General features: G+C 70.4%; 26 protein-coding genes and 1 tRNA gene. 17 read left to right on the forward strand and 10 right to left on the reverse strand.

Annotation, left to right across the window (positions count from 1 at the left end; genetic code table 11):
- Window positions 1–14: 14 nt before the first annotated feature.
- Genes TU34_RS22680 through TU34_RS10025 form a run of 3 tightly spaced genes read right to left on the reverse strand, consistent with a single transcriptional unit; the run spans window position 15 to window position 1,976 of the window.
- Complete coding sequence (locus TU34_RS22680) at window positions 15–611, reverse strand: hypothetical protein (protein ID WP_045822725.1); 597 nt, start codon at window positions 609–611, stop codon at window positions 15–17.
- On the reverse strand, window positions 608–1,207 hold the full coding sequence (locus TU34_RS10020) for a hypothetical protein (RefSeq protein WP_045822726.1): 600 nt from the start codon (window positions 1,205–1,207) through the stop codon (window positions 608–610). Before TU34_RS10020 ends, TU34_RS22680 begins: the two co-directional genes overlap by 4 nt.
- Before the next feature lie 46 nt (window positions 1,208–1,253).
- Window positions 1,254–1,976 (reverse strand): TVP38/TMEM64 family protein, encoded by a 723-nt coding sequence (locus tag TU34_RS10025; protein WP_045822727.1) that lies wholly within the window; start codon window positions 1,974–1,976, stop codon window positions 1,254–1,256.
- A 210-nt stretch (window positions 1,977–2,186) separates the two neighbouring features.
- On the opposite strand from TU34_RS10025, the gene TU34_RS10030 reads away from it, so the two are divergent.
- From TU34_RS10030 to TU34_RS10085, 12 genes are all read left to right on the forward strand, one after another.
- Window positions 2,187–4,085, forward strand: a complete 1,899-nt coding sequence (locus tag TU34_RS10030) for a methylmalonyl-CoA mutase family protein (protein WP_045822728.1) — start codon at window positions 2,187–2,189, stop codon at window positions 4,083–4,085.
- Window positions 4,082–6,403 (forward strand): methylmalonyl-CoA mutase, encoded by a 2,322-nt coding sequence (gene scpA, locus TU34_RS10035; RefSeq protein ID WP_045822729.1) that lies wholly within the window; start codon window positions 4,082–4,084, stop codon window positions 6,401–6,403. The genes TU34_RS10030 and scpA overlap by 4 nt, the downstream gene beginning before the upstream one ends.
- Window positions 6,404–6,431: 28 nt before the next feature.
- Window positions 6,432–7,424, forward strand: coding sequence for a methylmalonyl Co-A mutase-associated GTPase MeaB (meaB, locus tag TU34_RS10040; protein ID WP_045822730.1), 993 nt, complete (start codon window positions 6,432–6,434; stop codon window positions 7,422–7,424).
- A 177-nt stretch (window positions 7,425–7,601) separates the two neighbouring features.
- A complete protein-coding gene (locus TU34_RS10045; protein ID WP_045822731.1) occupies window positions 7,602–8,507 on the forward strand; it encodes a carbon-nitrogen hydrolase family protein in 906 nt (301 codons plus the stop codon).
- Window positions 8,500–8,829 carry an MSMEG_0570 family nitrogen starvation response protein gene (locus tag TU34_RS10050; RefSeq protein WP_045822732.1) on the forward strand — a complete coding sequence of 110 codons (330 nt, stop codon included), beginning with the start codon at window positions 8,500–8,502 and terminating at the stop codon, window positions 8,827–8,829. Before TU34_RS10045 ends, TU34_RS10050 begins: the two co-directional genes overlap by 8 nt.
- On the forward strand, window positions 8,826–10,142 hold the full coding sequence (locus TU34_RS10055; RefSeq protein ID WP_045822733.1) for an MSMEG_0569 family flavin-dependent oxidoreductase: 1,317 nt from the start codon (window positions 8,826–8,828) through the stop codon (window positions 10,140–10,142). The genes TU34_RS10050 and TU34_RS10055 overlap by 4 nt, the downstream gene beginning before the upstream one ends.
- Before the next feature lie 51 nt (window positions 10,143–10,193).
- Window positions 10,194–11,663 carry an AMP-binding protein gene (locus TU34_RS10060; protein WP_045822734.1) on the forward strand — a complete coding sequence of 490 codons (1,470 nt, stop codon included), beginning with the start codon at window positions 10,194–10,196 and terminating at the stop codon, window positions 11,661–11,663.
- Window positions 11,664–11,808: 145 nt separating this feature from the next.
- Window positions 11,809–12,333 (forward strand): MSMEG_0572/Sll0783 family nitrogen starvation response protein, encoded by a 525-nt coding sequence (locus TU34_RS10065; protein ID WP_045822735.1) that lies wholly within the window; start codon window positions 11,809–11,811, stop codon window positions 12,331–12,333.
- 9 nt (window positions 12,334–12,342) lie between these two features.
- Window positions 12,343–13,398 carry an MSMEG_0568 family radical SAM protein gene (locus TU34_RS10070; RefSeq protein WP_045822736.1) on the forward strand — a complete coding sequence of 352 codons (1,056 nt, stop codon included), beginning with the start codon at window positions 12,343–12,345 and terminating at the stop codon, window positions 13,396–13,398.
- A gap of 1 nt (window position 13,399) precedes the next feature.
- The gene (locus TU34_RS10075) at window positions 13,400–14,854 is read left to right on the forward strand and encodes an MSMEG_0567/sll0787 family protein (RefSeq protein WP_052688848.1); all 1,455 of its coding nucleotides are present in this window, start codon (window positions 13,400–13,402) and stop codon (window positions 14,852–14,854) included.
- A 25-nt stretch (window positions 14,855–14,879) separates the two neighbouring features.
- Window positions 14,880–15,779, forward strand: coding sequence for a carbon-nitrogen hydrolase family protein (locus tag TU34_RS10080; protein WP_045822737.1), 900 nt, complete (start codon window positions 14,880–14,882; stop codon window positions 15,777–15,779).
- Window positions 15,780–15,790: 11 nt separating this feature from the next.
- Entirely contained in the window at window positions 15,791–16,927 is a 1,137-nt protein-coding gene (locus tag TU34_RS10085; protein WP_045822738.1) for an MSMEG_0565 family glycosyltransferase, read from the forward strand.
- Here TU34_RS10085 and TU34_RS10090 read toward each other — a convergent pair.
- From TU34_RS10090 to TU34_RS10100, 3 genes are read right to left on the reverse strand one after another with little or no spacing between them, the layout of a single operon-like run.
- The gene (locus tag TU34_RS10090; RefSeq protein ID WP_052688849.1) at window positions 16,915–17,943 is read right to left on the reverse strand and encodes a nucleoside hydrolase; all 1,029 of its coding nucleotides are present in this window, start codon (window positions 17,941–17,943) and stop codon (window positions 16,915–16,917) included. The two genes, TU34_RS10085 and TU34_RS10090, sit on opposite strands and share 13 nt — an antisense overlap.
- A gap of 9 nt (window positions 17,944–17,952) precedes the next feature.
- Window positions 17,953–18,441, reverse strand: coding sequence for a mycothiol transferase (locus TU34_RS10095; protein ID WP_052688850.1), 489 nt, complete (start codon window positions 18,439–18,441; stop codon window positions 17,953–17,955).
- On the reverse strand, window positions 18,435–19,832 hold the full coding sequence (locus TU34_RS10100; RefSeq protein WP_045822739.1) for an SDR family NAD(P)-dependent oxidoreductase: 1,398 nt from the start codon (window positions 19,830–19,832) through the stop codon (window positions 18,435–18,437). The genes TU34_RS10095 and TU34_RS10100 overlap by 7 nt, the downstream gene beginning before the upstream one ends.
- 102 nt (window positions 19,833–19,934) lie before the next feature.
- Between TU34_RS10100 and TU34_RS10105 the strand changes: the two genes are divergently transcribed.
- A complete protein-coding gene (locus tag TU34_RS10105) occupies window positions 19,935–20,486 on the forward strand; it encodes a gluconokinase (RefSeq protein ID WP_338062995.1) in 552 nt (183 codons plus the stop codon).
- Between the two features lie 23 nt (window positions 20,487–20,509).
- On the opposite strand, the gene TU34_RS10110 is transcribed toward TU34_RS10105, so the two are convergent.
- Window positions 20,510–20,595 (reverse strand) — tRNA-Leu (locus tag TU34_RS10110).
- Between the two features lie 105 nt (window positions 20,596–20,700).
- Here TU34_RS10110 and TU34_RS10115 point away from each other — a divergent pair.
- Window positions 20,701–22,089, forward strand: coding sequence for a M20/M25/M40 family metallo-hydrolase (locus TU34_RS10115; RefSeq protein WP_082080113.1), 1,389 nt, complete (start codon window positions 20,701–20,703; stop codon window positions 22,087–22,089).
- A 94-nt stretch (window positions 22,090–22,183) separates the two neighbouring features.
- Complete coding sequence (locus tag TU34_RS10120) at window positions 22,184–22,726, forward strand: YbhB/YbcL family Raf kinase inhibitor-like protein (RefSeq protein ID WP_045822741.1); 543 nt, start codon at window positions 22,184–22,186, stop codon at window positions 22,724–22,726.
- A 39-nt stretch (window positions 22,727–22,765) separates the two neighbouring features.
- Here TU34_RS10120 and TU34_RS10125 read toward each other — a convergent pair whose 3' ends face one another.
- Genes TU34_RS10125 through TU34_RS10135 form a run of 3 tightly spaced genes read right to left on the reverse strand, consistent with a single transcriptional unit; the run spans window position 22,766 to window position 25,240 of the window.
- Window positions 22,766–23,881, reverse strand: coding sequence for a quinone-dependent dihydroorotate dehydrogenase (locus tag TU34_RS10125; protein ID WP_045822742.1), 1,116 nt, complete (start codon window positions 23,879–23,881; stop codon window positions 22,766–22,768).
- Complete coding sequence (locus TU34_RS10130) at window positions 23,878–24,132, reverse strand: DUF5703 family protein (RefSeq protein WP_045822773.1); 255 nt, start codon at window positions 24,130–24,132, stop codon at window positions 23,878–23,880. Before TU34_RS10130 ends, TU34_RS10125 begins: the two co-directional genes overlap by 4 nt.
- 55 nt (window positions 24,133–24,187) lie before the next feature.
- Window positions 24,188–25,240, reverse strand: coding sequence for a YncE family protein (locus TU34_RS10135; RefSeq protein WP_045822774.1), 1,053 nt, complete (start codon window positions 25,238–25,240; stop codon window positions 24,188–24,190).
- Window positions 25,241–25,320: 80 nt separating this feature from the next.
- On the opposite strand from TU34_RS10135, the gene TU34_RS10140 reads away from it, so the two are divergent.
- On the forward strand, window positions 25,321–26,163 hold the full coding sequence (locus TU34_RS10140) for an undecaprenyl-diphosphate phosphatase (RefSeq protein WP_045822743.1): 843 nt from the start codon (window positions 25,321–25,323) through the stop codon (window positions 26,161–26,163).
- Between the two features lie 116 nt (window positions 26,164–26,279).
- Window positions 26,280–26,948 (forward strand): histidine phosphatase family protein, encoded by a 669-nt coding sequence (locus tag TU34_RS10145; protein ID WP_045822744.1) that lies wholly within the window; start codon window positions 26,280–26,282, stop codon window positions 26,946–26,948.
- Window positions 26,949–26,953: the final 5 nt, after the last annotated feature.

A 26,953-nucleotide genomic window follows, 5' to 3' on the forward strand; every position in this document is an offset into this window, starting at 1 on the left:
GGCCATGCCTGATGTCAGTACAGGGCGAGGTGCGCGGTGCCGGCGACGGCCAGCGCCCACAGGACCGATCCGAATGTGCCGATGATGAACTGCTCACCGGCGTGCGCGGCCCGGATCTCCGGGTAGCGTGCGAGTCCCTTGACCGCGAGGACGACGGCGATCCCCTCGGGCCACCCGGTGAGGACCGCGGCGGCGACGGCCGTGCGCTCGAGAACCCCGATGAGGCGTCCACCGCGCAGCGGGGTCGTCACGGTCGTCGAGGCGGGGACGCTGTCGTCGGGGTCGGTGCTGTCGGGATCGGTGTCGTCGAGGTCCGGGCGATCGGGATCGGGGTCCGGTTGTCGGTCGTCCTCTGCCCGCACGATGTCGAACAGCAGGGGCACGAGGGCCACGGCACCGGTTGCCGCCGCCGTCACGCCCAGCACGAGAACCATCCCGCGCGCGAACCCGGTGGCCGGGTCGGTCTGCGCGGCCGCGATCGCGGCGACGATCACCCCGATGACGCCGAGGCCGACGGCGATGCGTCGCGCGACGAGAGATCGGAGACCGAGGAGCTGGGGGACCGGGGCGAGGGTCGAGACCACGAGGGCCGCGATGACCAGGCCGATCACGACGCGACATCCCGTCGGGGATCGACGCGCTCGACGAGGCGGATCGCGGTGCGCCGACCGGCTGCCTCTGCCTGCCATCCGGCGACCGCGAGGCGTTGTGACACCGCCTGTTTGCTCACGGCGAGCGCGTCGGCGGCCTCGCTCTGCGATCGACCGGCCCGCATCTGCTCGACCGCCGCACGACCCTCCGGCGATCGACGTGCGACGAGGACGGCGAGAAGGCTGAGCACGGCGGCCGCGTCGGCAGCGGTGTCGCTGTCGGGTCCGCGTACACACACCGACCCCGGCGCGTGCTTGGCGAGGGTCACCGCCTCGCGCGCCGCCTCGAAGGCCGGGCCCCGACCGGCGCGGGTGACGTCGGGCAACGGTTCCTCGACGGCGCCGGCGCCGATGCCGATGCTCCAGGTGCCGAGTTCTGCGAGCACGAGGGTGATGTCGACGACCGTGGAGGCCTCGGCGATCACGGCCTGGACCTCGTCACCGGCGGTGCGATCGAATGAGCGGACCACGGGTGTGTCGGTGAACCGCGCCAGCAGATCGGGCACACGGTCGCGCTCGCGGCGGCTTCGTCGCTGGTCGACGGTCATCACGAACATGCGTCAAGTCTGCGTAGTTGACCAGGCCATGTCAAGCCTTGAAGCTTTACGGACGTGGTGTCGCCGTCTTGTCGTCAATCCCTGAGGCTTGATTATCGTTGGACAAGGGTTCGGGCTTGTCTGGTGTCGCGACCGGCAGTCGCGCGTCGAGCGCCATACCCACCAGTCCCAGGCAGACGCCGGCCACAGACACAAAGAGACCCCACGGATTCGCACCACCACCGATCACGCTGCCGAGGATCACGATCGACACGGTGCCGGGCAGGATGCCGACCACCGTCGCGGCCACGAAGGGGAGCAGCCGTACCGCCGACAACCCGGCGCAGTAGTTGATGATCGAGAACGGCACAGGTGCGATCATCCGCAACGACCCGACGGCCAACCATCCGCGGCGTTCGAGGCGCGTATTGACCGCGGTCACGGCCGGGTGGGTGAGGCGCGCGGCGACCGTCTCTCGACCGAGTGCCCGGACCAGCAGGAATGCCCCGGTCGCGCTCGCGGTGCTGGCGACGACGGCGACAGCGAGGCCGAGCACCGGACCGAACAGGACGCCGGAGGCCAGGGTGAAGATCGTCCGCGGGATCGGCGCCACGCAGACGACGGCGTGGACGACGAGGAAGAGGATGACGAAACCGGGTCCGATGGACGACGACCACTGACGGAACTGATCGACATCGGGCAGACCGACGACAGTCGCGGTGATCGCGGCAGCGACGAAGACCACACCCACCGCACCGAGTCGCCACCACCGGCGAAGAGCTCCGACCACGGTGTTTCACCGTACCCGTCACCTCGCCGCGACCTCCCGACCGAGCGTTCACACGGGTGTGACCGCCGTCTCACCGGCGGATGCGGTAAATACACAGGAGGCCACCTCACCGTGCGGTGGCGTCGACCACGGCCGACGCCACCGCACGGTGACCGACCGCCGCTACGATCACACCCACCGGGGATCGACCGGGGACGAGGAGTTCCACACGTGGTTCAGAGCTCAGGAGATCAGGCGTCATCGACCGCCGACGCCCCGGACGCCGCCCGCGCCGCCTGGGAGCAGGCCGTCGCCGGGGTACTGGCGAAGGCACGTCGCGTCGATCCGTCGGAGATCACCCAGCCGGCGTCGGCACTGCTGGCCACCACCACCTACGACGACATTCTCGTCGACCCGCTCTACGATCCCTCCACCGAGACACCCGAGCCCACCCTGCCCGGCCGGTTCCCTTTCGTCCGCGGTCGGGACGCCGCCCGCGACGTCACGCGCGGCTGGCACGTCACCGCCGTCTACGGAGGCGCGGGAACCGACCCCGCCGAGGTCAACACGGCCATCCTCGACGGACTGACCACCGGGGTCAGCGCGCTGTGGTGGAGCCCGAGCACCGATGATCCCGCCGCCGATCTCACCCGCGCCCTCGACGGGGTGCTCCTCGACCTCGCGCCGCTGACCGTGCGCGCCGGCGCCGACACCGCGGCGGTCGGTTCGGCGCTGTTCGCCCTGCTCGACGCCCGACCCGACGGTGCCGACCCGACGACCACCCACATCGGCCTCGGGGCCGACCCGCTGACCGCGCGGTTCGTCGGGACCGACGCCGCGTCGGTCCCCGACACCCTGTCCCTGGCGGCCGCCGCGGCCGCGCGTGCCGAACCGATCCGGGCGATCTGCGTCGACGGCACGGTGTTCCACGACGCCGGCGCGTCGGAGGCACAGGAGATCGGTGCAGCGGTGGCCGCCGGGATCGAGTACCTGCGACTGGCCACCGAGAGCGGGATGACGGTCGCCGACGCCCTCGACCAGATCTCCTTCCGCATCGCCGCCACCGACGCCCAGTTCGAGACGATCGCCAAGTTCCGTGCGGCCCGCCGCGTGTGGGCGCGCGTGGCGCAGGTCGTCGGGGCACCCGAGCACGGCGGCGCCCCCCAGCACGGCGTCACGTCGTCGGCGATGATGACCCAGCGCGACCCGTGGGTGAACCTCCTGCGCACCACGCTCGGTGCGTTCGGAGCCGGTGTCGGCGGCGCCGACCAGGTGACGGTGCTCCCGTTCGACGCCGCCCTGCCCCCCGACGCCCTCGGGGTCTCACGCACCTTCGCCGAACGCATGGCCCGCAACACCCAACTGCTGCTGCTCGAGGAATCACACCTGGGGCGGGTACTCGACCCCGCGGCCGGATCGTGGTTCGTCGAGGACCTCACCGATCGGATGGCGCAGGCGGCCTGGGAGGTGCTGCAGCGGATCGACGCGGCCGGCGGGTACACCGCGGCGCTCGACTCCGGATCGCTGGCCGAGGAGATCGCCGCGACACGCGCGCGGCGCGACGACGACATCGCCCACCGCCGCTTCGCCGTGACCGGCGTGACCGAGTTCCCGAACCTCGCCGAGAAGCCGCTTCCGGCCGACCGCGTCGCCCCCACCGCGGCCCGCTACGGCGAGGCCTTCGAGCAGTTGCGCGACCGGTCCGACGCCCACCTCGCCGCCACCGGCGAGCGCCCGTCGGTGTTCCTCGCACCGCTGGGCACCGTGGCGGAGTACAACGCGCGCACCACGTTCGCCGCGAACCTCATGGCCGCGGGCGGCATCGCGGCCATGGACCCCGGACCCACCGACGATCTCGCCGAGGCGGCACGGTCGGCCGGGGCGACGGTCGCCGTCGTCTGCGGCACCGACAAGCGCTACGCCACCGAGGCACTCGACGCGATCGCCTCACTGCGGTCGGCCGGGGTGACCCGGGTGCTGCTGGCCGGGCCCCGACAAGCCCTCGCCGGCACCGCGGCCGCCGACGACGAGTCGCTCGGTCCCGACGGCCACCTGACCCTCGGGGTCGACGCGGTGGCCGTCCTCACCGACCTGCTCGACATGCTCACATCGCAGGGAGCCCCCGCATGACGACCTCACCCGACACAGCACAAAAGACCCGACCCGGCATCGGCAGCTTCGCCGAGATCTCCCTCGTCGACCCCGGCGCGGTAGCGTCCGATGCCGCCGAGGTCGGGCGCGGCGACCTCGACGCGCTCGCCGAATCCGGCGCCGCGGCCAACGGATACACCGTCGAGCAGGTGACGTGGTCGACCCCCGAGGGCATCGACGTACGCCCGGTGTACGGACGCACCGACCGCGACGAGGCCGTCGCCGAGGGCTTCCCGATCGACACCTATCCCGGCACCGCACCGTTCCTGCGCGGGCCGTACCCGACGATGTACGTCAACCAGCCGTGGACGATCCGCCAGTACGCCGGGTTCTCCACCGCCGCGGAGTCCAACGCGTTCTACCGACGCAACCTCGCCGCCGGCCAGAAGGGTCTGTCGGTCGCGTTCGACCTCGCCACCCACCGCGGCTACGACTCCGACCACCCACGCGTGGAGGGCGACGTCGGCATGGCCGGGGTCGCGATCGACTCGATCCTCGACATGCGTGAGCTGTTCGACGGGATCGACCTCGGCTCGGTGTCGGTGTCGATGACCATGAACGGCGCCGTGCTGCCGATCCTCGCGCTCTACGTCGCCGCGGCGCAGGAGCAGGGGGTGGCGCCGGAGAAGCTGGCGGGGACCATCCAGAACGACATCCTCAAAGAGTTCATGGTCCGCAACACCTACATCTATCCGCCGAAGCCCTCCATGCGGATCATCTCCGACATCTTCGCCTACACCAGCGAGCGGATGCCGAAGTACAACTCGATCTCCATCTCGGGCTACCACATCCAGGAGGCCGGGGCCACAGCCGATCTCGAGCTCGCCTACACCCTCGCCGACGGGGTGGAGTACATCCGGGCCGGACTCGCCGCGGGCATGGACATCGACACCTTCGCCCCGCGCCTGTCGTTCTTCTGGGGCATCGGCATGAACTTCTTCATGGAGGTCGCCAAACTCCGTGCCGCCAGGCTCATCTGGAGCGAACTGGTCGCCCAGTTCGAGCCGAAGAACCCGAAATCGCGGTCACTGCGCACACATTCGCAGACCTCGGGGTGGTCGCTCACCGCGCAGGACCCGTTCAACAACGTCGCGCGGACGTGTATCGAGGCGATGGCGGCCACGCAGGGCCACACCCAGTCGCTGCACACCAACGCACTGGACGAGGCGCTGGCGCTCCCGACCGACTTCTCCGCACGAATCGCGCGCAACACCCAGCTGCTGCTGCAGCAGGAATCCGGCACCACCCGTCCCATCGACCCGTGGGGCGGCTCGTACTACCTCGAATGGCTCACCCACCGACTCGCCGAGCGGGCCCGCGCGCACATCGCCGAGGTCGAGGAGGCCGGCGGCATGGCCCAGGCCATCGACGAGGGCATCCCGAAGCTGCGTATCGAAGAGGCCGCCGCCCGCACCCAGGCGCGGATCGACTCGGGCCGTCAGCCCGTGATCGGCATCAACAAGTACGCCGTCGACTCCGATCAGGAGGTCGAGGTCCTCAAGGTCGAGAACAGCCGCGTCCGCGCCGAGCAGCTCGAGAAGCTGGCGTCGCTGCGGGCGTCGCGGGACTCCGACGCCGTCACCGCGGCCCTGGCGAACCTGACCCGCGCCGCCGAGGCGACTGGCACGTCGACCGAGGGTGGGCCCGGCACCGACGGAGGCGCCGAGAACAACCTCATGGCGCTGGCCATCGAGGCGGCGCGGCACAAGGCGACGGTGGGCGAGATCTCCGAGGCGTTGGAGAAGGTCTACGGTCGGCACCAGGCGGAGATCAAGACCATCAGCGGGGTGTACCGACATGAGGCCGGGCAGGTGAGCAACATCGATGCCGCGATCGCCATCGTGAGCGAGTTCGCCGAGGCCGAGGGCCGACGCCCCCGTGTGCTGATCGCGAAGATGGGCCAGGACGGCCACGACCGTGGTCAGAAGGTGATCGCCACCGCGTTCGCCGACCTCGGCTTCGACGTCGACGTGGGCCCGCTGTTCCAGACGCCGGACGAGGTGGCCCGGCAGGCCGCCGACAACGACGTCCATGTCGTCGGGGTCAGCTCGCTCGCCGCGGGACACCTGACACTCGTCCCGGCGCTGCGGTCCGCGCTCGCCGCGGTCGGTCGCGAGGACATCATGATCGTCGTCGGCGGCGTCATCCCGCCCGGCGACTTCGACGAGTTGTACGCGGCCGGTGCGACGGCGATCTTCCCGCCCGGCACCGTGATCGCCGACAGCGCGGTCGAACTGGTCACCAAGCTCGCCGCTCAGCTCGGTCTCGACCTGCCGGGTGCGGCGGCCGCCGGATGACCGACCGGGACGGCCCCCCGCCGCGCTGATGCCTCCCGTACCCATCGATCCCGCGACGCTCGCCGACGACATCCGGGCCGATCGTCGTCCGCAGCTCGCCCGGGCCATCACCCTGGTGGAGTCGACCCGCGCCGACCACCGTGCGCTCGCGCAGGAACTGCTGCTGGAGCTGACGCCCGATGCCGGCCGCTCGTACCGCGTCGGGATCACGGGCGTTCCCGGCGTCGGCAAGTCGACGACGATCGAGGCGCTCGGCATGTATCTCATCGAGCAGGGGCACAAGGTCGCGGTGCTCGCCGTCGACCCGTCGTCGACCCGTACCGGTGGCTCCATCCTCGGCGACAAGACCCGGATGGGACAGCTGTCGGTGCACCCGCAGGCCTACATCCGGCCGTCGCCGACCTCGGGCACGCTCGGCGGTGTCGCCAAGGCGACGCGGGAGACGATCGTCCTGCTCGAGGCGGCCGGTTTCGACGTCGTCCTCGTCGAGACGGTCGGGGTGGGGCAGTCCGAGGTCACCGTCGCGAACATGGTCGACAGCTTCTGTTTCCTGACCCTCGCGCGCACCGGGGACTCGCTGCAGGGCATCAAGAAGGGCGTCCTCGAACTCGCCGACATCGTGGTGGTCAACAAGGCCGACGGCAAGCACGAACGTGAGGCACGGTCGGCGGCGCGGGAACTCGGTGGGGCACTGCGGCTCCTCTACCCGCACGATGCGCTGTGGCTCCCGCCGGTCCTCACGATGAGCGCACTGGAGAACACCGGCGTGCGGGAGTTCTGGGACACCGTCTGCCGTCACCGCGAGGTGTTGGCCGACGCGGGCCGGTTCGAGTCGCGGCGGGCCCAACAGCAGGTCGACTGGATGTGGGCGATGGTCACCGACGCGCTCATGCACCGTCTCGGGACCGATCCCACGGTGCGCGCCACCCGTGCCCGCGTCGAGGCGCAGGTGCGCGACGGGTCGTTGACCCCTGCGCTGGCCGCGCTGGAGATCGTCACCGCCTTCGACGACCGCGGCTGACCGGGCCCGCTCTGGGCGCCGGACGCGTACGTTTCGGCGACATTACGGCTGTGAGCACCAGGCAGCGCGGCGTTGTTCTGGGCGCAACCACCACGCAATTCCTCACCCGTGTACTGGATTCCGAGATCGAGACCCGGACCAGATCCACTCGGATCCAACCCACGACGAGGAACCATCATGACGACCATCGCAGGAGTGTCCGCGAATTTCACCCGCGACCTCGACCAGAACTACTCCCTCATCGAGACGATGGTCGCCCAGGCGCGGGAGCGGGGCGTCGATTTCCTCGTGTTCCCCGAGGCCGCGATCGGCGGCTATCTCTCCTCGCTGGGCAACCACGGTGACACGGTGAAGAACACCGCCCGGTCCCTGCCGCCGGCCATCACCCTCGACGGCCCGGAGATCCGCCGGGTCCGGCAGATCGTCGGCGACATGGTCGTCGCGATCGGCTTCTGCGAACTCGGGTCCGCACCCGACGGCACCGGCGAGGTCCGCTACAACGCGGCCGCCGTGCTCGACGGCACACAGGTGTACGGCAGCTACCGCAAGGTGCATCAGCCGCTGGGGGAGAACATGTCGTACTCCGCCGGCGACCACTACGGGGTCTTCGACACCCCGATCGGGCGGGTGGGGCTCCAGATCTGTTACGACAAGGCATTTCCCGAGGCCGCACGCACCATGGCCCTCGACGGCGCGGAGATCATCGCGAGCCTGTCGGCGTGGCCGGCCGCCCGCACTGCCACCGCGGAGAACCTGCAGGACGACCGCTGGACCCATCGGTTCAACCTCTTCGACCAGGCCCGCGCCCTGGACAACCAGGTCTTCTGGATCGCCTCGAACCAGTCCGGGACGTTCGGTTCGCTGCGCTACGTCGGCAACGCCAAGGTCGTCGACCCCGGCGGCAACATCCTCGCCACCACCCTCCTCGGCAGCGGGATGGCCGTCGCCGAGGTCGACATCGACGAGACCTTCCGCGCGATGCGCGGCGGGATGTTCCACCTGCGCGACCGGCGCCCCGACGTGTACGGCGCACTCACCGACACCGACCACACCGCGGCATGGAAGGAACTGGCCCGTGCCTGAGATGACCTTCGATGTCCGCTGGCCCGACGGCAGCGTCGACCGCTGCTACTCACCGAGCCTGGTGATGCACGATCACCTGACCGACGGTGCGAGCTACACCGTCGACGACTTCGTGAGCCGATCGGTCTCGGCGTTGGACACCGCCTCCGAACGGGTGCGGGCCAAGTACGGTTTCGCCTGCACCTCGGCGATGGCGACCAGCGAGCAGATCGTCTCCCGCTCAGCGCGTTTCGCCGGTGACGCGGTCGTCACGGTCGCGCAGATGCACCCCCCGCTCGACACCCCGGATACCGCCGGCCGTCGATCGCAGGGTGTGTCATGACGACCGCCGCCCGCGTCGAGCGCGATCCGCGGCAACCACCCGAGCAGATCCCCGTCGCGATCATCGGCGGCGGACAGGCCGGCCTCTCGGTCAGTTGGCATCTCTCCGACCGCGGCGTCGACCACGTCGTCATCGAGGCGCAGACGCCGATGCACCAGTGGGCCGACACCCGCTGGGACAACTTCACCCTGGTCACCCCGAACTGGCACTGCCGGCTACCGGGATACGCCTACGACGGCACCGACCCCGACGGGTTCATGACCCGCGACGAGGTCGTCGACTGGCTCGCCGGATGGCTGGAGACCTTCGCACCGCCCTTGATCACCCACACCCGGGTGACGCGGTTGGCGCACGGAGCCGACGGTGGTTTCGAGCTGACACTGGAGTCGGCGGGCGAGATCACCACACTGTCGTGCGAGGAGGTGGTGATCGCGACCGGCGGCTACCCGATCCCAGTGGTCCCGCCCTTCGCCGGATCGATCGATACCGCTGTGCACCAGATGCATTCCGAGGAGTACCGCAACGCCGGCGAACTACCGCCCGGCGCGGTCCTGGTCGTCGGGTCGGGTCAGTCCGGTGCGCAGATCGCCGAGGACCTCCACCTCGAGGGCCGCGAGGTCCACCTCGCGATCGGCAACGCACCCCGGGTCGCGCGCTTCTACCGCGGCCGTGACGCCATGACCTGGCTGGCCGACATGGGCCTCTACGACGTCCCGGCCCGGCAGTACCCGGGTGGCGCCGCGGCGCGGGAGAAGACCAACCACTACGTCACCGGTCGCGACGGAGGCCGCGACGTCGACCTGCGCGCCTTCGCGCGCGAGGGTATGGGGCTCTACGGCACCCTCGTCGACGGTCAGGGGAGCACGCTGCGCTTCGCACCCACGCTCACCGCATCGCTCGACGCCGCCGACGCCGTCTACAACTCCATCTGTCGCGACATCGACGCCCACATCGACCGCACCGGCGTCGATGCCCCACCGCCGTCTCGCTACACGCCCGTCTGGGAGCCCGACGCCGATCCCACCGAACTCGATCTCGCCGCCGCCGGCGTCACCACCATCATCTGGGCCATCGGGTACCGGCCCGACTACCGGTGGATCGAGGCCAGCGCCTTCGACGGCGGCGGGCGACCCATGCAGACGCGTGGGATCACCGCCGTCGACGGCCTCAGCTTCATCGGACTGCCGTGGATGCACACGTGGGGTTCGGGGCGGTTCCTCGGCATCGATCGCGACGCCGGCCACGTCGCCGACGTCATCGCCGACCGGACGGCCGGTCGCGGTGGACCGCTACGCCTGGCGGTCGGTCGGTGACCGGCCAGCGCGGACGATGACGGCCAGAACCCGGACGACAGGGAGGACGCGATGACGGAGAAGTCCATCGGCCGACTGATCTCCGATCGCGCCGCCGATCATCCCGATCGCGTGCTGATCACCGACCACCACACCGGCGAGCGTGTGACGGCATCCGAGCTCGACCGGCGCAGCAATCGTCTGTCGCGGGTCTTCGCGGGGCTCGGCGTCGGCACCGACGACCTCGTCACCGTCGCCCTGCCCACCTCGGTCGAGTTCGTCGTGACGTGTGCGGCGATCTGGAAGTGCGGGGCGACACCGCAGCCCCTCGCACCCGACCTGCGACCGGCCGAACGATCCGCCGTGGAGGCCGTTGCGCGGCCCGCGCTCGTCGTCGGCGCGCCACCGGTCGACGACACCGTCCCGTGGTGGCCGACCTGCGCCGTCCCGCCGACGTCGGTGCCGGACGGTCGGGTCGAGGATCGGTGGGCTGCGAGCTGGAAGGCTCCGACGTCCTCGGGGAGCACCGGGACCCCGAAGGTGGTGCAGGCGACCGCGCCCGCACGTTTCGATCCCGACGCCGCGACCCCTGCGTTCCTGCCACGATCGGCGGTCGCACTGGTGACCGGACCGATGTGGCACTCGGCGACCTTCACCTACGCCCTGCGCGGCGTGATGACCGACCACAGCCTGGTCCTCGCCGACCCGCTCGACGTCGCCACCCTGCCGGCGATCGTCGCCGAGCACGGGGTGACGTGGATGATGCTCACTCCCAGCCAGATCCATCGCCTCTTCCGGTCCGACGCCGCCCGGCGGTCGGGCGCCGATCTCGACTCGCTCGAGACCGTCCTCCACCTGGGCGCACCCTGTCCCGAGGCCGACAAGCGCGCGCTCATCGACCTGGTGGGTCCGCAGCGGGTGGTGGAGATCTACGCCGGCAGCGAGTCCAACGGCATCACCATGATCGACGGCGTCGACTGGCTGCGCCATCCCGGCAGTGTCGGACGGCCGCTCGGCGACACCGAGCTGTGCATCCGACGCGACGACGGCAGTCGCGCCGACACGGGCGAGATCGGCGAGATCTGGATGCGTCGATCCGGGGGATCGCGCTACCGCTACCTCGGGGCCGACTCCCACCGCGACGAACAGGGATGGGACACCCTCGGCGACATCGGTGTGGTCGACGAGGGCGGGTGGCTCCACGTCGTGGACCGCCGAACGCATGTGGTGACCTGCGCAGGCACCGACCTGTATCCCGCCCGACTGGAGCAGGGCATCGTCGGACACCCGGCCGTCCGCGAGGCCGTGGTCTACGGGTCGCGCACGGCCGACGGCGAATCGCGGCTGTGTGCGGTGGTCGACATCGGTGACGCGCAGGTCGGCCGACACAGCATCGAGAGCTTCACCCGCGCGCAGCTCGCCGCGCACTGCGCCACCGGACCGATCACCGTGCGCCGTGCGCCGATACGCAACGCCGCCGGCAAGGTGCGCCGCTCGTCCCTGCCCGAGACGGTCGGCGCCGGGGCGATCGGCGAAACCTGATCGCAACGCGGGATCGATTGCGTAACAACGCGTTGTTCCATGCACAACCAGCCGGAAACGGCCCCCGTATGTACTCGACATCGAACCAGTCGGGACAACCGCAGAGATGACACCTTCCGTCATCTCCTCACCTCCAGGAGGACCCATGTCCGAGATCGACGACCAGATCGCCGAGAACATCGCGAAGTCTCTCGCCGAGATCCCGCACCCCTCACTTCCCAAGGGGTCGAACATCTACGGCTCGACGAAGCTGTTCCCCGACTACCAGGCCGAGGACGGGGAGACCTACTTCACCCTCGTACACGGCATCGCCCACGAGTCGTCGGTGAGCTTCGTCGCCGTCCTGCAGGCCACCCGGGCACTGCGCAAGGGGTTCGAGTCGGCCATCTACTTCTACGGTCCCGGCGCCATGAACTGTTCGGCGACACGCGGGTTCCCGACCACCGGCGACTCCGGCTTCCCGGGTGAGCAGAACATCAACGGCTCGCTGGAGACGTTCATCGCCGAGGGCGGGACGGTCTACTGCTGCCGCTTCGGTCTGGCGCTGCACGGCGGGCGCGAGGAGGACCTGATCGAGGGTGTCATCCCCGCCCACCCCCTCGACGTGCAGGACGCGCTCATCCATTACGCACGCAAGGGCGCCATCATCAACTCGACGTACATGGTCTAGGAGACGGACATGTCGGTATCCACGCGCGTCGATCTCGCCCTGCTCGGATTCCGGGGCGACGCCCCGGTCACCCGGTCACCCGGCGCCGGACCCAGCGACGACGGACATCTCGTCATCGACGGACTCAGTGCCGCGATCCCGCGCAACCCGTTGAGCCCGTTCGTGTTCGACGGGGACAGGGTGCTGCTCGACGGCGTGGACACCGGCCTGGACGTCTCGGCGGTCGACCGTCCGCGGTTCTACGATCTGCAGACCGCAGACGGGGTCGCCTACGAGAAGCTGGCTAAGCTGCACGGGCGGGACGTCCTGGCGACCACGGTGGTGCAGACCTGCATCCGCTACGGCGAGGACCAACGATGCCGCTTCTGCTCGATCGAGGAGTCGCTGCGGTCGGGGGCCACGGTCGCGGTGAAGAAGCCGCACGAGCTGGCCGAGGTCGCCGAGGCCGCGGTCCGGCTCGACGGTGTGCGGCAGATGGTGATGACCACCGGCACCTCGGCCGGCAGCGACCGCGGCGCCCGACATCTCGCGCGGTGTGTGCGTGCGGTGCGTGCGGCGGTACCCGATCTCCCGATCCAGGTGCAGTGCGAGCCGCCCGCGGATCTCGGCACCATCACCGAACTCCACGAGGCCGGCGCCCGGTCGATCGGCATCCACGTCGAGTCGCTCGACGACGACGTCCGACGGCGGTGGATGCCGGGCAAGGCCACCGTCGCACTCTCCGAATACCGGGCGGCGTGGGCGGAGGCGGTGCGCGTCTTCGGGCGCAACCAGGTCTCGACCTACCTGATCGTCGGTCTCGGCGAGGACCCCGATGAGATGGTCGCCGGGGCGCGCGAGCTCATCGACGCCGGCGTCTACCCGTTCGTCGTGCCGTTCCGCCCGCATCCCGGCACCCTCGCCGTGGACGTCGACGGCGCCCGTGCACCCGATGCCGCTGTCCTGGAAAAGGTCTCGCGGGGCGTCGCCGAACACCTACGCCTGTCCGGGATGAGCGGCGCCGACCAGAACGCGGGCTGCGCCGCCTGCGGCGCGTGCAGCATCCTGCCGAACGTCGGCGGCTGACATGCGTCCACCGACCGCCGAGATGTCGATCCTCTCCGGGCTGCCGCGGGGTCTCGACGCCACACGGGTCGGCTTCCTCATCACCCCCGCGACGTCATCCGCGCACCACGACGCCTACCGAAAAATGCGCCGCGAGGCGTTCGTCGACGAGCAGAAGGTGTTCTCGGGCAGCGACATCGACGACGTCGACGACGACCCGCGCACCCTCGTGCTCGTGGCCGTCACCCCCGAGGGAACCGTGGTCGGCGGGGTGCGCCTCGCGCCACAGCACGGGTGGGGGATCGACCACAGATCAGGGATCGACACAGCCGACATCGGGTGGTGGACCGGGAGCCGCCTCGTCGTCGACCGGTCACGCCACGACGTCGGCATCGGTCCGGCGCTGGTGCGCGCGGCGTGCGCACATGCCTCCGAACGCGGGGTACTGCGTTTCGAGGCGACCGTGCAGCGACCGCACCGCCGGATGTTCGCCCACCTCGGTTGGGATGACGTCGGTGTCTGCGAGATCGGCGGCCGACCCCACGTCCGGATGCGGTGGGATCCGCGGCGCATCGAGCGGGTCGCCGAGCGGACCAAGTCGTTCCTCGCCGAGGCCCTGGCACCGTTCCGACAGCAACCGGGCGGGCTGGGTCCGGCCGGTTTCACCGGCGACGACGGCGTACCCGTTCCCGGCAGCGACATCGTCGCCGCCTGCGACGCCATCCTCCCGTCGATGGTGGACCGCGACCCCGAATGGGCCGGCTGGTGTTCGGTGTTGGTCAACCTCAACGATCTCGCCGCTATGGGGGCCACACCGACCGGTCTCCTCGATGCCGTCGGCGCCACCACACGGTCCCAACTGACCCGGATCGTGCGGGGTATGGCCGGTGCCGCCTCCGCGTGGGGTGTGCCGGTCCTCGGGGGCCACACCCAGCTCGGGGTGCCCGCCTCCCTGTCGGTGACCGCACTGGGCACCACCCGACGACCCGTCCCGGCCGGCGGCGCCGATGTCGGCGACCACCTCCGGGTCACCGTCGACGTCAGTGGCGGATGGCGACCCGGATACCACGGCGGGCAATGGGACTCGACGAGCACACGCGCCCCGCACGACCTCCGCGCGATGAACGCGATGGTGCGTGATCTCTCCCCGCGCGCGGCGAAGGACGTCAGCATGGCGGGGATCGCGGGCACCACCGGGATGCTGGCCGAGGCGTGCGGGACCGGTGCGGAGATCGACGTCGCCGCCGTTCCCCGTCCGGGCGGGGTCGACATGGGATCCTGGCTGACGTGCTTCCCAGGATTCGCGATGCTCACCGCCGACCGCGCGGGTACCGCGGCGCCCACGGGACTGCCGAGGGATGTCGAGACCGCGGTGTGCGGACGGCTGACCGCGACCCCCGGTGTGCGCCTGCGCTGGCCGGACGGTGTGACCACGACCGCGGTGAACTCGGGGGTCACCGGACTGGGTCGCGCGTGACCCCCGATCACCCGGGTGGGCGCTGATGGCGCCGATCACCATCGGTGCGGTCGCCGCACACTTCGGTCGCGACCTCGAGCGCAGTGTCGCGAAGGTGGTCGGGATCATCGAGTCCGCGCGCCGCGACGGCGTCGATCTCCTGGTGTTCCCCGACGCCAGCCTGGGCGGGTACATCGGTGACCTGCGCAGTCCCGACCTCACCGAACTGCCGCCGGTGCTCGCCACCGACGGACCCGAGATCGCCGCGATCATCGCCGCGGCCGGCGACATGACCGTGTGTGTCGGGTACGCCGAGGTCTCCGACGACGGACCAGACGCCGCACGCAGCGGGTACAACTCTGCGGTCTGTGTCAGCGGCGACGGCATCCTCGGTACCCATCGCAAGGTGCACCAACCCGCGGGGGAGTCGATCGCCTACACCGCCGGCGATCGGTTCACGGCCTTCGACACCCCCGTCGGGCGGATGGGCATGCTCATCGACTACGACAAGACCTTCCCCGAGGCCGCCCGTGCCGTCGCCGTCGACGGGGCGCATGTCATCGCCGCGTTGTCGGCGTGGCCTGCGAGCGTCACCGACCGCGCGTCACGGCTGCCCGCTGACCGCCAGTCGCGCCTGTTCGATCTCTACGACGCCGCCCGTGCGGCGGAGAACCAGGTTGTCCTGGTGTCGTCGAACCAGACCGGCGTGATGGGGTCGCTGCGGTTCCTCGGCCAGGCGAAGATCGTCGGTCCCGGTGGCGAGATCCTCGCCACGACCCGATCGAAGGGCGGTATGGCCACGGTGACGATGGATGTCGAGACCGAGATCACCCGCGCGCGCAAGGTGTTGCACCATCTCGCCGAACGGCGACCCGACACCTACGTTCCCGCGGCACCGACCGTCGCGGGGCCGGTTGCGGCGCCGCAGACGTTGCCCACGAGCTAGGGAGGAGCCCCGTGCACATCGCCCTGGTCACCTACTCCACCAAGCCGCGCGGCGGGGTCGTCCACACCCTGAACCTCGCCGAGGCGCTCGTCGACGCGGGCGCGCAGGTGACGGTGTGGTCCTTGGCCCGCGCCGGCGACCGCGGCTTCTTCCGCGCCGTCGATCCACGGGTCCACGTGCGGCTCATCGACTTCCCGACCGTCGACGGTGAGACCGTCACCGAGCGGATCGTCCGGTCCATCGACACCATGCGTCGCGCCTTCACCCCCGACGACCACGACATCGTGCACGCCCAGGACTGCATCAGCGCGAACGCCGTGGGTCGGTGCATCCGCACCGTGCACCACCTCGACACCTTCACCACCCCGGTGCTCGCGGACTGCCACGAGAAGGCGATCGCGGAGCCCTACGCCCACATCTGCGTGTCGGCGGCGGTGGCGGCGGAGGTGACCGCGGGCTGGGGTCTAAACCCGACCGTGATCGCCAACGGCGTCGACGCCGAGCGGTTCGCCGCAGCCGCGACCGACACCCCCGCGGCCACCGCCGGGCGCGATCGGTGGCGCGACCGACTCGGCCGCCACATCCTCGCCGTCGGCGGCATCGAGCCCCGCAAGGGCAGCATCGACCTCCTCGAAGCGTATGCGCTGCTACAGATCTCGCACCCCGACGTCGCGCTGGTGTTCGCGGGCGGTGAGACGCTCTTCGATTACCGCGAGTACCGCGAGGCGTTCGACCGACGTCGCGCCGAACTCGCGGTCGCACCGGTCGTGCTGGGCACTGTCGACGAGCACGAACTCCCCGCGCTCGTCGCCTCGGCCGAGGTGTTCGCGTTCCCGTCGGTGAAGGAGGGGTTCGGACTCGCCGCGATGGAGGCACTCGCCGCCGGTCGTCCGGTCGTCACCCGCGATCTGCCGGTGCTCCGAGAGGTGTTCGGCGACACCGTCGGATACGCCGCCACCGTCGAGGAGCTGGCCCGGGAGTTGGACGAGGCGATCACCTCCCAGCCCGACCGCACCGACACCGACCGCGCCGACGCGGGCCGCGCCCTCGCGCAGTCGATGACCTGGGAGACCGCCGCGGCTCGACATCTCGAGTTCTACGCCGCGCACCCCCGCCCGGTCCACTCCCGTCCTGCTCAGCGCACCTGAGCGGCGAGTCCGGCGATCCGATCGATCAGATCGTCGAAGAAGCCATCGGGGTCGGTCGCGGTCGCGATGGCGGCGTTGGGATCCCGCCCCCACATGCCGCGCTCGTCGGCGACGGTGGTGCCGCGTGTCAGGGTGCCGACGAGTTCGACGTCGACCACGGCGGGGCGGGTGGTGGCCACCGTGGGGTCGAGGGCGACGGCGGCGGCGAACGGGTCGTGCATGTGGGCGATGTAGCCCTCGTCGTGATCGGCGTGGAACTCGAAGTAGAACCGGATCGCGTCGACGAGGTGACGCACCACCCGGTTGTCGGCCACCGAGCGCAGACCACGCTCGTCGGTCACCGAGGGTTGTTCCACCGGGGCGCTGCCCGCCTGCGCGGCCAGACGACCCAGGTGATCGGGGGTCATCACGATCGTCTCGGTGAGGTCGAGGGGACAGATGACGGGGGCAGGTGCGCCGTCGCGTCCGAAGGCGGCGAACACCCGTTGCGCGGCCTCGGGATCGACGGCGACGTTCCACTCCGAGGTCGGTGTCGTGTTGCCGGGGTGGTGAAACGTTCCGCCCATCACGACGAGTCGTCGCAGACGCGATGGCAGTTCGGGGTCGCGCTCGATGGCCAGCGCGAGGTTGGTCAGCGGCCCGGTGACCAGTCCGACGACCTCGCCGGGGCGCTCCGCGGTGATCTCGATCCAGGCGTCGGCGGCCGATCGCGACGACGGTGCACGGGGTGCGGGCGGCAGGTCGGCGTAGCCGATGCCCAGGGGACCGTGGGTGTCCTCGGTCGTCATCAGCTCCGCGACCAACGGCGCCGACGCGCCGAGACAGACCTCGATGTCGTCGCGGTCGCACAGCTCGAGCCAGGCGAGGTTGTTGGCGCACACCACGTCCGCGGGCACGTTGCCGGCCGTGGAGAGGACGGCGAGGAGGTCGGCGTCGGGATGGGACAGCAGGTACAGCAACGCCAGGGAGTCGTCGATGCCGGTGTCGCAGTCGAACACGATGGGGTGCACGGTCACCCGCGCACACTATCCGCCGTGTGTGTCGACGGCGTCGAGGAGGACGTCGCGGGTGAGTTCGAGCTGGCCGAGATGTTGGGCGAGCTCGCGCAGGATGTGCAGGACGATCCACTGCGGCGTCGCCTCGGCGATGTCGGCGGTGCGGGTCGACCCGCGTACGTCGCGGTCGCGGACCCCCTCGGTGACGGCGATGTGCAGCCAGTCGCCGACGCGTGTCCGCACGTCGTCGACGGCGTCACACAGGGCCGCGGTGGTGCCGGTGGCGTGGAACTCGGCGGCGCGGTCACGGGGGATCTGCTCGCCACCGATGACACTGCCGGCCCAGAACTTCGTCAGCTCGACGCAGTGGAACACGATCGCGTACGGCGAATTCGTCTGCGGCAGCGGCGGGGTCGTGTTCACGAGGCCGTCGCCGAGGTCGGCGACGATCGTCCGCATCGACACCAACGTCTCGTCGATGATCGTCGCCGCGGCCGCGTGCAGGGGATCGGTCACCACGGGTACCGCTCGAAGTCCTTGAGGAAGCAGCCGTAGAGGTCGATCCCGTTCTCGCCGTCGACGATCGGGTGGTACACCCGCGCCGCGCCGTCGACGAGATCGAGGGGCGCACGGAAACCCTCGTCGGCCAGACGCATCTTCGACTCGTGCGGACGCTCGTCGGTGATCCACCCGGTGTCGACCGCGGTCACCAGGATGCCGTCGTCGAACAACTCCCCGGCGCTGGTGCGGGTCAACATGTTCAGGGCCGCTTTCGCCATGTTCGTGTGCGGATGTCCCGGCCCCTTGTAGCCGCGCGAGAAGATGCCCTCCATCGCCGACACGTTGACCACGTACTTGCGTCGGGCGGGTGAGGCCCGCAGCGCAGGGGTGAGGCGAGACAGCAGGATGAACGGCGCCACGCTGTTGCACAGTTGGACCTCGAGGAGTTCGAGCGGGTCGACGTGGTCGACCGACGCGACCCAGCTGTTGGAGCTCACCAGGTCGGGGAGCAGTCCACCGGCGTCGACGGCCGTGCCGTCGGCGATGCGCGCCGGTGATGCCGAGCCGGCCGTCATCGCCAGGGCCGCCAACGATTCCGCGGCCGCGTCGGAACTCGACCCGCCGGCGAGGGCGTTGGGGTGCAGCTCCGAGCTGTCGCCCATCATGAGGGCGGGGATGGCCGCCGCGGCGCCGCGCAGGGGAGCGGCCTCGGCGTCGACGAGGGAGCGGTACGACCCCGGCGACCGACGGACGGTCTGCGCGGCGTTGTTGACCAGGATGTCGAGGTGGCCACGCGCGGCGACCGAATCGGCCAGGGCCACCACCTGCGCCGGGTCACGCAGATCGATGCCGACGATGGTGAGTCGGTGCAGCCAGTCGTCGGCGTCGGTCTGCCGTGCGAACCGGCGGGCGGCGTCGCGGGGGAACCGCGTGGTGATGGTCAGCTCGGCGCCGTCGCGGAGCAGCATCAGCGCGATGTACATGCCGATCTTGGCGCGTCCCCCGGTCAGCAGCGCGCGGCGGCCGCGCAGATCGGTGCGCTGGTTGCGGCGTGCGCGGTTGTCCGCGGCGCAGTCCGGACACAGTTGATGGTGAAACGCGTTGACCTCGGTGTACTCGGTCTTGCAGATGTAGCAGGCCTGAGGACGGATGAGGTGCCCGGCCACACCGGTGCCGTCACCGGACAGACCGATACCGGCGGTCTCGTCGTCGATGCGATCGGCCGACCCGGTGGCGGTGGCGCCCAACACGGCACGGTCGGCGGCGAGGCGCTCGGCGTGACGCGCCTTCTTCTTCGACCGTTTGGCGAGCTTGAACATGTGGGCCACCGCGCGCTGCACCTCGATCGAGTCGGGATGCCCCGTGTCCATGGTCGCCACCTGATCGAGGACACGCCGGACCGTGGCCATGTCGGCAGGATCGATCGGTGAGGTCACGGGAGGCCAGTGTAGAGAGACCGTGCGTCCGGCACGAACCGTCTCGACACCGCCCGGCTGTGCTAGAAGGGTGGCGTGACCGACACGCGCTCCGCGGACCCGATCGCCGGCCCTCACCTCTGCGTCATGGGCGTCAGCGGAGTGGGGAAGACGACCATCGCCCAGGGCCTCGCCGAGCGGCTGCACCGTCCGTTCGGCGATGCCGACGACCTCCATCCGGCGGCGAACATCGAGAAGATGGCGAACGGACATCCCCTCACCGACGCCGACCGGGCGCCGTGGCTCGACGCGGTCGTCGCGTGGCTCGACGACCACGACGGTGACGGTGACGGTGACGGGGAGACCACCGTGTTCGCCTGTTCGGCGCTGCGCCGTGCGTACCGGGACCGGATCGCCCGGGCACGGGCCGGGGTCGTCTTCGTGCACCTGACCGCGCCCACCGACGAACTGCGGCGTCGCCTCGAGGGGCGCACGGGGCACTACATGAAGGTGACCATGTTGGAGTCGCAGCTCGCGACGCTGGAGGACCTCGAGCCCGACGAACGGGGTGTGAGCGTCGAGACGGCGGGGTCGGTCGACGACACGATCGATGCCGTGGAGAAGGCCTTGCGAGAGATGGTGCCGTGAGACCGGCGAGAACCGAAAGAGTGTGTCCGGAGGGGGACTTGAACCCCCACGTCCGTTAATAGGACACTAGCACCTCAAGCTAGCGCGTCTGCCATTCCGCCACCCGGACATGTACGGGCGATGACGCCCATGTGAGTGCCGGACTACGTTAACCGACCCGATCGTCGGATCCCAAATCCCCACTCCACCGAGGCGCCCGCGGGCGGGTGACAGGATGGTTCCCGTGACCGACAACCCCGCATCCGACGCCCCCGGTTCCGAGACGTCCGACCCCGGCGGTCCGAGGGCGACCGACGAGGTCGTCGACCTCGTGAGCCGACTCATCCGGTTCGACACCAGCAACACCGGCGATCTCGCGACCACGGTCGGCGAGGAGGAGTGCGCGCGGTGGGTCGCACAGCAGCTCGCCGATGTCGGATACGAGACGGAGTACGTCGAGTCCGGCCAACCGGGTCGCGGCAACGTCTTCGCCCGCCTGCCCGGCGCCGACCGCGAACGCGGGACCCTGCTCCTGCACACCCACCTCGACGTGGTCCCCGCGCGACCCGAGGACTGGAGCGTGCACCCGTTCTCGGGGTCGGTGAAAGACGGATACGTGTGGGGCCGCGGCGCGATCGACATGAAGGACATGGTCGGGATGGCGCTGGCGCTGGCGCGGCAATTCCGTCGCGACGGCACCGTGCCGCCGCGCGACATCGTGTTCGCGTTCCTCGCCGACGAGGAGGCCGGTGGCAAGTGGGGATCGCACTGGCTCGTCGAGAACCGGCCGGATCTGTTCGAGGGCATCACCGAGGCCGTCGGTGAGGTCGGCGGCTACTCGCTCACCGTCGACACCCCGGACGGCTCCACCAAGCGGCTCTACCTGGTGGAGACGGCGGAGAAGGGCATCGCGTGGATGAAGTTGACCGCGACCGCCACCGCCGGCCACGGGTCGTTCCTGCACGAGAACAACGCCGTCACGATCCTCGCCGAGGCGGTCGCGAAGCTGGGCCGCCACACCTTCCCGCTCGTGATGACCGAATCGGTGTCGGAGTTCCTGGCCGCGGTCAGCGAGGAGTCGACGCTGCAGCTCGACGCCACGTCCCCGGACCTCGAGACGACGCTGTTCAAGCTCGGGTCGATCGCGCGGATCGTGGGCGCCACGCTGCGTGACACCGCGAACCCGACGATGCTCGACGCCGGGTACAAGGCCAACGTGATCCCGCAGACCGCCACCGCGGTCGTCGACTGCCGCGTACTACCGGGCCGCCAGGCGCAGTTCGAGGCCGAGGTCGACGAACTGATCGGTCCCGACGTGACGCGGGAGTGGGTGACCAAGCTCGACTCCTACGAGACGACCTTCGACGGCGACCTCGTGGACGCCATGAACGACGCGATCCTGGCGTTCGATCCCGATGGGCGGACGGTGCCGTACATGCTCTCCGGCGGCACCGATGCGAAGGCGTTCGCCAAACTCGGTATCCGGTGTTTCGGGTTCGCCCCACTGCAGCTCCCGCCGGATCTCGATTTCGCGGCACTGTTCCACGGCGTGGACGAGCGCGTGCCGGTCGACGGCCTGCTGTTCGGCACCCGCGTCCTCGAGCACTTCCTGCTGCACAGCTGACCGGCGGGGAACACGTACACGGTTCCCGGGCGTTGGACTGCCACGATGCGCCCGCCCGGGTGCACGTGATCTCGAAAGGATGTGCGCAACACCCATGTCGAGCTACAACCCGTACGACGCCCTGCCCGACCTCCCGACGTTCACCGTCACCTCGGAGAGCTTCGCCGACGGCGAGGCCTTCGCGCAGCCGCAGGTCAGCGGCATCATGGGCGCCGGGGGAGACGACGCCTCACCGCAGGTGAGCTGGTCGGGATTCCCCGAGGGCACCAAGAGCTTCGCGGTCACCGTCTACGACCCCGACGCACCGACCGCGTCGGGCTTCTGGCACTGGGCCGTCGCCGACATCCCGGTGTCGACCACCTCGCTTCCCGAGGGCGCCGGTGACGAGAACGGCAGCGGTCTCCCGGTGGGAGCGGTCACCCTTGCCGGTGACGCCTCGGCGAAGCGCTTCATCGGCGCCGCACCGCCGCCCGGGCACGGTCCGCACCGCTACTTCCTCGTCGTCCATGCCGTCGACGTCGAGTCGCTGGGCCTGCCCGAGGACGCGACACCTGCGTTCCTGGGGTTCAACCTGTTCAGCCACGCCATCGGGCGCGCGGTCATCCACGCGACCTACGAGCAGGCTGCCGAGGACTGACACACACAAACCTGGCGGTCATCGTGCGACGAACGCCCCTCACGCAGCTGCGTGGGGGGCGTTCTCGCTTCCCACCGCCTCGCGCAACGACGAGAAGCCCTGCGCGCGAAGGCGTTGCGCGATCCCGTCGTGGATGTCGCGCACCCACATGGGACCGCCGTAGATGAAACCCGTGTACCCCTGGACGAGGGACGCCCCGGCGCAGATCCGCTCCCACGCCTGCTCGGGGGTCTCGATACCGCCCACCGACACCAGTGCGACGCGGTCGCCCACACGCCGATAGAGCTGACGCAGGACCGCCAGCGACCGGTCGGCCAACGGGGCGCCCGACAGACCGCCGGCACCGATCCGCGCCACCTCGTCGGCGTCGGTCGTCAGGCCACCGCGGCCGATGGTGGTGTTGGTGCACACGATGCCGGCGAGTCCGAGTTCCACCGCGAGGTCGGCGACGTCGTCGATGTCGGCGTCGGACAGGTCGGGGGCGATCTTCACCAGCACCGGGATGTCGGCGAGCTCCAGCACCGCGGCCAGCAGCGGTCGCAGCGACGCGACGGCCTGAAGGTCGCGCAGCCCGGGGGTGTTGGGGGAGCTGACGTTGACGACGAGGAAGTCGGCGAGCGGGGCGAGCAGACGGGTGCTGGTGCGGTAGTCGTCGACGGCCTCCTCGGGCGCGGCGAGCTTCGTCTTGCCGATGTTCGCGCCCACCGGGATCGACCCCGGTCCGCGACGGCGCCGACCCAGTCGGTGCGCGGCGGCCGCAGCGCCGTGGTTGTTGAACCCCATGCGGTTGATCAGCGCTCGGTCGGCGGGGAGCCGGAACAACCTCGGCTGCGGATTGCCGGGCTGGGCCGAGCCGGTGACGGTGCCGATCTCGATGAACCCGAAACCCATTCCGGGCCAGGCGTCGATGGCCTCGGCGTTCTTGTCGAAGCCCGCCGCGAGACCCAGGGGTGCGGGGAAGTCGACGCCGAACACCTGTGACCGCAAGATCGGGTCGGTCGGCGCGAACAACCGGGTCGTGGCGGCCAGAACAGGTCTGCGCGGTCCCAGGGTCGACAGCGCGCGTGAGATCAGCGTGTGGATGCGTTCCGCCGGCAGCAGGAACATGCCCCGCAGTGCGAGGGGATAGAGCAGTCGATACAGCCGATCGATCACCGGTGCACCTGCGCCGGAGCGGTGTCGGGGCTGGTGCGGGTCCGCTTGCGCCGCAACAGCACCTTGCGGCTGCCGTCGGTGTACAGGCGGACCCGGGAGATCTCCCACCCGCCGAACTCGGCCTCGATGGCCAGGCGCATCGACGCCGTCACCCGCGTGACGTCGGGCGGCAGACGCAGGGGCACGTACTCGTAGTCCTCGGCGCTGCGGATCTCGTTCCACTCGGCGGGGAACGCGGTGGAACGGGTCATACGGCCCTCGGATCCACGTCGCACTGTGCCTCCCGGATTCTCGTCGTCACCACGGTCACCCGCTGACGGCCTGCAGCCCGTCGCCGCGGGCCGAGAGCAGGTAGACGGTGCCGGTCGCGCTGTCGACCACCATCGCATCGGCCTGGCCCACCGTGGCCACGCGGCGCTTCTCGGTCGGGATCCCCGACGCGAGGTCGAACGCGATGGCCTCGTTGTCGCCGGTGGTCGCGACCCACGCCAGGTTGCGGACGTCGTCATATCCTACGGCGTAGGGTCCGTCGGCCACCGGATAGCGGAACTTGGTGAGCAGCGGGTCGCCGTCGAAACCGAGGAACTCGCCCCCGCGGGTGTCGGTGGCGAGGAACCGTCCGTAGTGGTCGACGACGAGATTGGTCGCACCGTCGCCCGTCCGCAGCGCCTCGCCCAGCGACCCGTCGGACATGTCCACCGAGGTCACCGACGACTGCGCACGATCGAGGGCCACCACCTGATCGGATTTCCCGGCCCGCGCCGCCACGGCGAGTTCGTCGACCCGGACCAGCCCGTCGACGGTCCGCACGACGCGACGATCGGCTCCGACCTCGACGATCTTCCCGTCGGCGGTACCGATGATCACCGAACCGTTCGACAGGCGCCCCACGCTCAACGGCTCGCCGACGGCCACGTCGTGACCCTGTGCGACACCGGTCGCGAGGTCGACGTCGACGAGGGTCGAGGGCGCGACAGCCACGAGGTCGTCGCCCGACACCGCGCCGATCGACGACGCCGCCTCGGGCAGGGGGATCGTCCGGGTCACGACGGGCGCGGTCGGTGCGGCGGTGGAGTACACGACGACCGATCGGCGGTCGGCACCGAGCACGACGACGCGTTTCCCCGCCGAATCGAGGACGAGCGACGTCGAGGCGGGGGCCGCGACCACCGATCCGGCCGGGCGGTCGGTGCCGGTGGGCGCGGGCAGCGCCGTCTGCGGGACGGTCGTGGCGACGCCGGGGGAGTCCGACGAACCGCTGCCGCACGCCGACACCGTGACGAGGAGGACGGCCGCCAGCACGGCGCCGGCGGTGTGTCGGGCGGCCGCGTGTCGAGCGGCCGGGCGGGTTGCGGGCATGAGAACCATAGTGGCGCACGGTTCGATGCGGTCGTGCGCTCAGGTCGGGCGGGGTGTGGCCGTGACGTAGCATTCGCGCGGTGACCGATGCGATGACGTGGACCCAGGCCGTGGTGTTGGGGGCCGTCCAGGGCCTCACCGAGTTCCTCCCCGTGTCGTCCTCGGGGCATCTGCGCATCGTGTCCGGGGTGTTCTTCGGCGACGACGCCGGCGCCTCGTTCACCGCGGTCACACAGTTGGGGACCGAGGCGGCGGTGCTCCTCTACTTCGCCCGCGACATCGTGCGCATCGTCGCCGCGTGGTTCCGCGGCCTCTTCTCCGCCGAGCAGCGGGGCCTCGACTACCGCATCGGGTGGTACGTGATCTTTGCCACGATCCCGATCGGGTTGCTCGGATTCGTCTTCAAGGACCAGATCCGCACCGGCGCACGGAACCTCTGGCTGATCGCCACGATGCTCATCGTGTTCTCGGCCGTCATCGTCCTCGCCGAGCGATACGGCAAGCGCCGCCGCCCGATCGAGGAGCTGACCCTGCGCGACGGCGTCACCATGGGCCTCGCGCAGTGCCTCGCGCTCATCCCGGGGGTCTCGCGCTCGGGCGCCACCGCCAGTGCCGGCCTGTTCCTCGGCCTCCAGCGGGAGGCGGCGGTGCGCTTCTCCTTCCTGCTGGCCATCCCCGCGGTCACCGCGTCGGGGCTGTTCAGCCTCCCCGACGCCTTCTCGCCCAGCGGCGACGGCCTCGAGGCCAGCGGTCCACAGCTCCTGGTCGCGACGGTCATCGCCTTCGTCATCGGCTTCGCATCGATCGCCTGGCTCCTGCGTTTCGTCGCGAAACACTCACTGAACTGGTTCGTGGGCTACCGCGTCATCGTGGGGCTCGTGGTCCTGGGTCTGCTCGCGGGCGGGGTCGTCAGCGCGACCTGACCGCCCGGACTCCTGTCGGCGGTCGTGTCCCATCCGCTGCGATGCCCGGTTGCGCTCGCCGCGAACGCGCACCTCGACGACGGCGGTCGCGCCCACCTCCCGCATAGGGTGGTCAAGTGACCGTCATCCTGCTGCGCCACGGCCGCTCGACCGCCAACACCTCGGGTGTGCTGGCCGGCCGCAGCGTCGGCGTCGACCTCGACGACACCGGTCGCAGCCAGGCCGGCGAGGTCGTCGACCGTCTCGGCCACGTGCAGAACCTCGTCGCCGTGGTCCGTTCCCCGCTGCAGCGATGTCAACAGACCGTCGCGCCACTCGTCGAGGCCCGCGGGCTCACCGAGGTGGTCGACGACCGCCTCGTCGAGGTCGACTACGGCCAGTGGACGGGCCGGCCGATCAAGGACCTGCTCGCCGAGGACATGTGGAAGACCGTCCAGCAGCAGCCGTCGGCCGCGATCTTCCCCGAGGGTGAAGGGCTCGCGCACGTGCAGAGCCGCGCGGTGGCCGCGATCCGCGAACTCGACGCGCACTACGGCGGTCCGGACGGCTCCGGGATCTGGGTGGCCTGTTCGCACGGCGACGTCATCAAGTCGATCATCGCCGACGCCATGGGGATGCACCTCGACTCGTTCCAGCGGATCGTCGTCGAACCGGCGTCGATCAGCGTGATCCGCTACAGCTCGTCCCGCCCGTACGTGCACACCGTCAACTCCACCGGCGCGCGGCCCACCGTGCCCGCGCCGGTGGAGTTGACGGTGTGCACGTACGGGCGGGACGAGCTGTAGCGGAT

Source organism: Williamsia herbipolensis (assembly GCF_000964005.1).
Taxonomy (GTDB): Bacteria; Actinomycetota; Actinomycetes; order Mycobacteriales; family Mycobacteriaceae; genus Williamsia_A; species Williamsia_A herbipolensis.